The sequence below is a fragment of the uncultured Blautia sp. genome (genome assembly GCF_902497045.1).
Taxonomy (GTDB): domain Bacteria; phylum Bacillota; class Clostridia; order Lachnospirales; family Lachnospiraceae; genus Blautia_A.
This window is the reverse complement of record NZ_CABVDF010000229.1, coordinates 1-4,380: the sequence shown is the minus strand read 5'-3', so window position 1 is coordinate 4,380 and position 4,380 is coordinate 1. Positions and strand designations below refer to the sequence as shown.

General features: G+C 44.6%; 3 protein-coding genes. 1 reads left to right on the top strand and 2 read right to left on the bottom strand.

All coding sequences use genetic code 11. The features are described 5' to 3' along the window. Positions 1-25 precede the first annotated feature (25 nt). Positions 26-1,108 (top strand): uroporphyrinogen decarboxylase family protein, encoded by a 1,083-nt coding sequence (locus RDS42_RS12815; RefSeq protein ID WP_308784002.1) that lies wholly within the window; start codon positions 26-28, stop codon positions 1,106-1,108. A gap of 85 nt (positions 1,109-1,193) precedes the next feature. On the opposite strand, the gene RDS42_RS12810 is transcribed toward RDS42_RS12815, so the two are convergent. Both RDS42_RS12810 and RDS42_RS12805 read right to left on the bottom strand, forming a co-directional pair. Continuing rightward, entirely contained in the window at positions 1,194-2,972 is a 1,779-nt protein-coding gene (locus RDS42_RS12810) for an aminopeptidase P family protein (protein ID WP_308784001.1), read from the bottom strand. A gap of 100 nt (positions 2,973-3,072) precedes the next feature. Next, positions 3,073-4,329 carry a M20/M25/M40 family metallo-hydrolase gene (locus tag RDS42_RS12805; protein ID WP_308784000.1) on the bottom strand — a complete coding sequence of 419 codons (1,257 nt, stop codon included), beginning with the start codon at positions 4,327-4,329 and terminating at the stop codon, positions 3,073-3,075. Between the last annotated feature and the right edge of the window lie 51 nt (positions 4,330-4,380).

Here is a 4,380-nt window from a genome sequence, read left to right as displayed (position 1 = left end):
ATTAAAAAGGAAAGAGGCGAGTTTTATGGGAAAACGTATTTATAATGGAATGCTTCCGCTGATGGTCGATATGGTTTCTGCAACAGTCAGCCCGGAAGTCGGAAAAGCGATTGCAGCGGCACCTTTAGGCACAAAACCTTATGATCCGGATCTTCCCTGTTCTCCCCGGGAAAACATGAAGCTTCTCCTGGAGCACAAAATCCCCAGATATCTTCCTATGTCAGGAGATACCTACCCAATCACTCCTGACATTATCTGTGAACGGTCCTATGATAACAAAACCGGTCCTGACTGGTTCGGATGCAACTGGACTTTTGAAGCCGGAATCGGCGCTACGATCGTAAAGCCCGGGGATGAAATGCTGGATTCTATTGAAGGCTGGCAGAAAAAAATAGTGTTCCCAGATCTGGAGTCTTTAGACTGGAAAGAATGTGCAGAAGGACTTGCACCATATTATGATGAAAACCGTATGTCTGACTGGTGGTTCCAGGTAGGACTTTTTGAACGGTTACATTCTCTTATGGGAATGCAGAATGCACTGGAAGCGCTGATTATTGATGAAGACGAGGTTGCAGAATTTTTTGATGCTCTTACACAGCACAAAATCGCTGTCATCCGGAAGCTGACCAGTCATTTTCCGGTGGAAATGATCTGCTATCATGATGACTGGGGATTTAACAAGAATGGATTTATTCCTCCGGAGATTTTTAAGCATCTGATTGCACCAAATTTGAAGAAAATCGTAAAAGCAGCCCATGAAGGCGGCGCATACTTTAATATGCATTCAGATGGAAAGATTGATGCGTATATTCCTTACATGATCGAAGCAGGCGTTGATATGTGGAATCCAGCTCAGTCTGTCAATGATCTTGCAGCAATCAAACGGGAATACGGAGACAGGCTTGTGATCAACGGTGCTATGGATGATCCCATCACGGACCGCGTGGATGTACCGGAAGAAATGTTACGGGCCTATGCCCGTGAAAAAGTGGATCTCCTTGGCAAAGGAGGAGGATTCTTTGCATCTCCTACTACCTTTAATATGAGAAACAAGAAAATCCTTACGGATGAGCTTCGTAAATATGGCAGACATTTTTATGAAAAATAACTGTAAACATACATAAAAAATAAGGACAGGGCCAAAAAAAGAACTCTGTCCTTATTTTTACATCAAAATTTGTTAATTGAAATTATCAGATCGCTCTTGTATATTCTTTCAGCCAGTTCTTTTCTTCCTCTGTAAGGTAAGGAGAAATCTTCTCATAAACTTCTGCATGGTAGGAATTCAGAAGACCTTTTTCATAGGTATCCAGAAGCTCCGGATTGATGGCATCCAGATCAAAAGGTACCATAGTCAGATTTTCAAAGCACATAAACTGGCCGTATGCTGTTTTTTCGGCTTTTTTGCACACGATCAGGTTTTCGTGGCGGATACCGAATTCATTTTCTACATAATATCCTGGTTCATTTGATGTGATCATGCCCTCTTCCAGAACTGCAGAGGAGGACTTCCAACGGAAGCTGTTTGGTCCTTCATGAATATTCAGAAGATATCCCACTCCATGACCGGTTCCGTGATTATAATCCTCTCCCAGTCTCCACAGTGGTTCTCTGGCGAGATAATCCAGATTCTGTCCGCAGCAGCCATAATGGAATCTGGCATCGCTTAAGCGAAGATGTCCCTTCAGAACAAGAGTAAAATATTTTTGTTCTTTTTCTGTCAGTTCTCCAAGAGCAATGGTACGGGTGATATCGGTACTTCCCTCCAGATAATGTCCGCCGGTATCGCAAAGAGCCAGTCCTTTTGGTTCCAGAGGAATATCTGTCTCCGGTGACGGGCTGTAGTGGCACATAGCCGCATGACCGCCATAAGAGACAATAGGATCAAAGCTGTTGTCCAGGAAATTTTCCTGTTCTTTTCGCAGCTGGAAAAGATGCTCTGCTGCACTGAGTTCTGTGATCTCCATTTTTCCAACGTTCTGTTTCAGCCAGTAAATAAACTTTGTCACTGCCACACCGTCTTTGATATGAGCAATGCGTTCATTCTCTACTTCTGTGTGGTTTTTGATAGCTTTTGGAAGAAGAGTAAGGTTTTCTTCATCCAGGATTTTTACTTCAGCCGGAAGGCTGTTTACCAGGCGGCTGTTGACGTTTGCCTTGGAAAGGATCACGGTCTTTCCGGCAGGGATCGTGTTTACATATGTGTAGATATCATTGTATGGTTTCAGGACAACTCCATCTTTTTTCAGATTGGCAAGAACATCCTGCCCAAACGCTTTTTCATTGGCAAAAAGAAGCGCTTCCTCTTCGGTCAGTACCAGATAAGAAAGGACTACCGGACAGCAGTGGATATCATTGCCTCTGATGTTCAGAAGCCATGCAATATCATCCAGGGAAGTAAGGACAAAAACATCTGCCTGCTTTTCCTGCATCTTCCGGCGGACCCGCGCACATTTCTCTGCTCTGGATTCTCCTGCCCATTTTATATCCAGTTCCATAACCGGTTCACAGGAAAGAGCCGGACGTTCCGTCCAGATTTCTCCGATCAGATCTTCTTCTACAGAAAAACGGATTTTTTTGTCGGAAAGCAGTTCTTTCAGCTCTTCTGCTTCTGCTGCGCTTACGGTTCTTCCGTCAAATCCCAGACACATTCCTTCAGTGAGCTTTTCTTTCAGAAACTCATGGATGGTAGGCACTTCCGGCTCACCCATCTTAAAAAGCTCCACCGTAGTTCCTTCCAGTTGCTGCGCAGCCTGGATAAAATATCGTCCGTCAGTCCAAAGCCCTGCCATATCCATGGTGATTACCGCCGTTCCGGCAGAGCCGGTAAAACCGGTGATATATTTTCTGCATTTAAAATAGTCCCCTACATACTCTGATGCATGGAAATCATCTGTTGGCACCAGATATGCGTCCACGCCTTTTTCTTTCATCAGGGCACGAAGGGCGCTAAGCCGTTCTGTTACTGTCATAGCCAAAACCTCTCCTTTGTATTGATTCTACATTAATTCAGCAGAATCTTCGTAATCATTGTACAGGTAAGTGTATCATAAAATCCGGGCATTTTAAAGCCTATGCCCCAAAATATTCGTCCAGCTGTTTTTTGAATTCTTCCGGAATTTCCTGTGGGAACGGCATACTGTCGATTGCTGCAAGACTTTCTGCAATGTGGCAGAGAAGCTGTGCGCTCCTTTCCAGAGACCAGGCAGAAAGAAGCTCTACCGTGTCGTAATGGGTATGCATGCCAAAACCGTCCCTGTTTAAGGTCATTGCCGGAATTCCTTTCCAGGCAAAAGTATTGGAATCACTTCCCCAGATCTGGTTTTTGGTAGTCATTCCAATGCCAGTTTCCCGTGCAAGATAAGTCAGCATGGAACAGATGGAAGAATCTCCTGTTACACCGATTACATTTCCTCCAACCAGCTGTCCTGCAAGGTCTACATTCATATTAAAGCGATGCGCATCCAGCTCGCTTTCATGAACCTTGATATAATCCCGGCTTCCCAGAAGTCCTTTTTCTTCTGCCCCGAACCAGATAAATTCCAGTGTTCTGCGGGGCTGGTGTTCTTTGAAATAACGACAGATTTCCATAATAATGGCTGCTCCTGCCATATTGTCATAGGCTCCCGGACCCTGAGGAACCGAATCGTAGTGAGCGGTAAGGGTCAGAATCTCCTCTGCCCGGTCTGTTCCGGGGATCCTTGCCACGATATTTCCGGAAGTACGGCTGACCTCTTTCTGAAGTAAGGTAAGACGTGCGCGGGAAGCTCCTTTTGTAACTATTTCCAGGGCATCCAGGTAATGAATTCCAACACCCTGTATCAGCTCTCTTTCATTCAGGGAATCGAAAAGCTTCTGAGGGATTCCGGTTGCTTTTGGCATCCGGTCCTCTCCTTCATCGACAGGAGTACCGGTGATACTGACAAATCCTGCTGCACCTGCTTTTAACAGCTTCAGGTACATATCCTTACGGACAATCTCATTTACCATAACAATCTTTCCCCTTACATGGGAAAGGCTGATCTCGTCTCCGTTTTCCGCATAGACAAAATCTGCTTCGATTCCTTCTTCTGACGTATTTCCGCACCGAATGTAGCCTTCCGCCTGATATTCTTTATAATAAGGCTCTGTTACGGCAAAAGCAGCCTTTCTGATTTCCCAGGTATAAAAAGGAAATTCTTCCAGATGGCTGTCCATTCCAAAAGAGGAAAGTTCCTCCCGGATCAGGGCAGCAGCTTTTTTTTCTGCATCCGTTCCCGCTTCCCGGATAAAATCAAATTTTGATACAAAATCCATCTGACGCTGTCCGCTGATGTTTCTTTTATTCATAATCTTCTCTCCATTTTGTTTAAAATATCAATAAAATTACAGTGTATTCCT

What these genes read in the sequence shown, in the direction of transcription:
- RDS42_RS12815 (WP_308784002.1), top strand. Translation starts at nt 26, where the DNA reads ATGGGAAAACGTATTTATAATGGAATGCTTCCGCTGATGGTCGATATG.
- RDS42_RS12810 (WP_308784001.1), bottom strand. Translation starts at nt 2,972, where the DNA reads ATGACAGTAACAGAACGGCTTAGCGCCCTTCGTGCCCTGATGAAAGAA.
- RDS42_RS12805 (WP_308784000.1), bottom strand. Translation starts at nt 4,329, where the DNA reads ATGAATAAAAGAAACATCAGCGGACAGCGTCAGATGGATTTTGTATCA.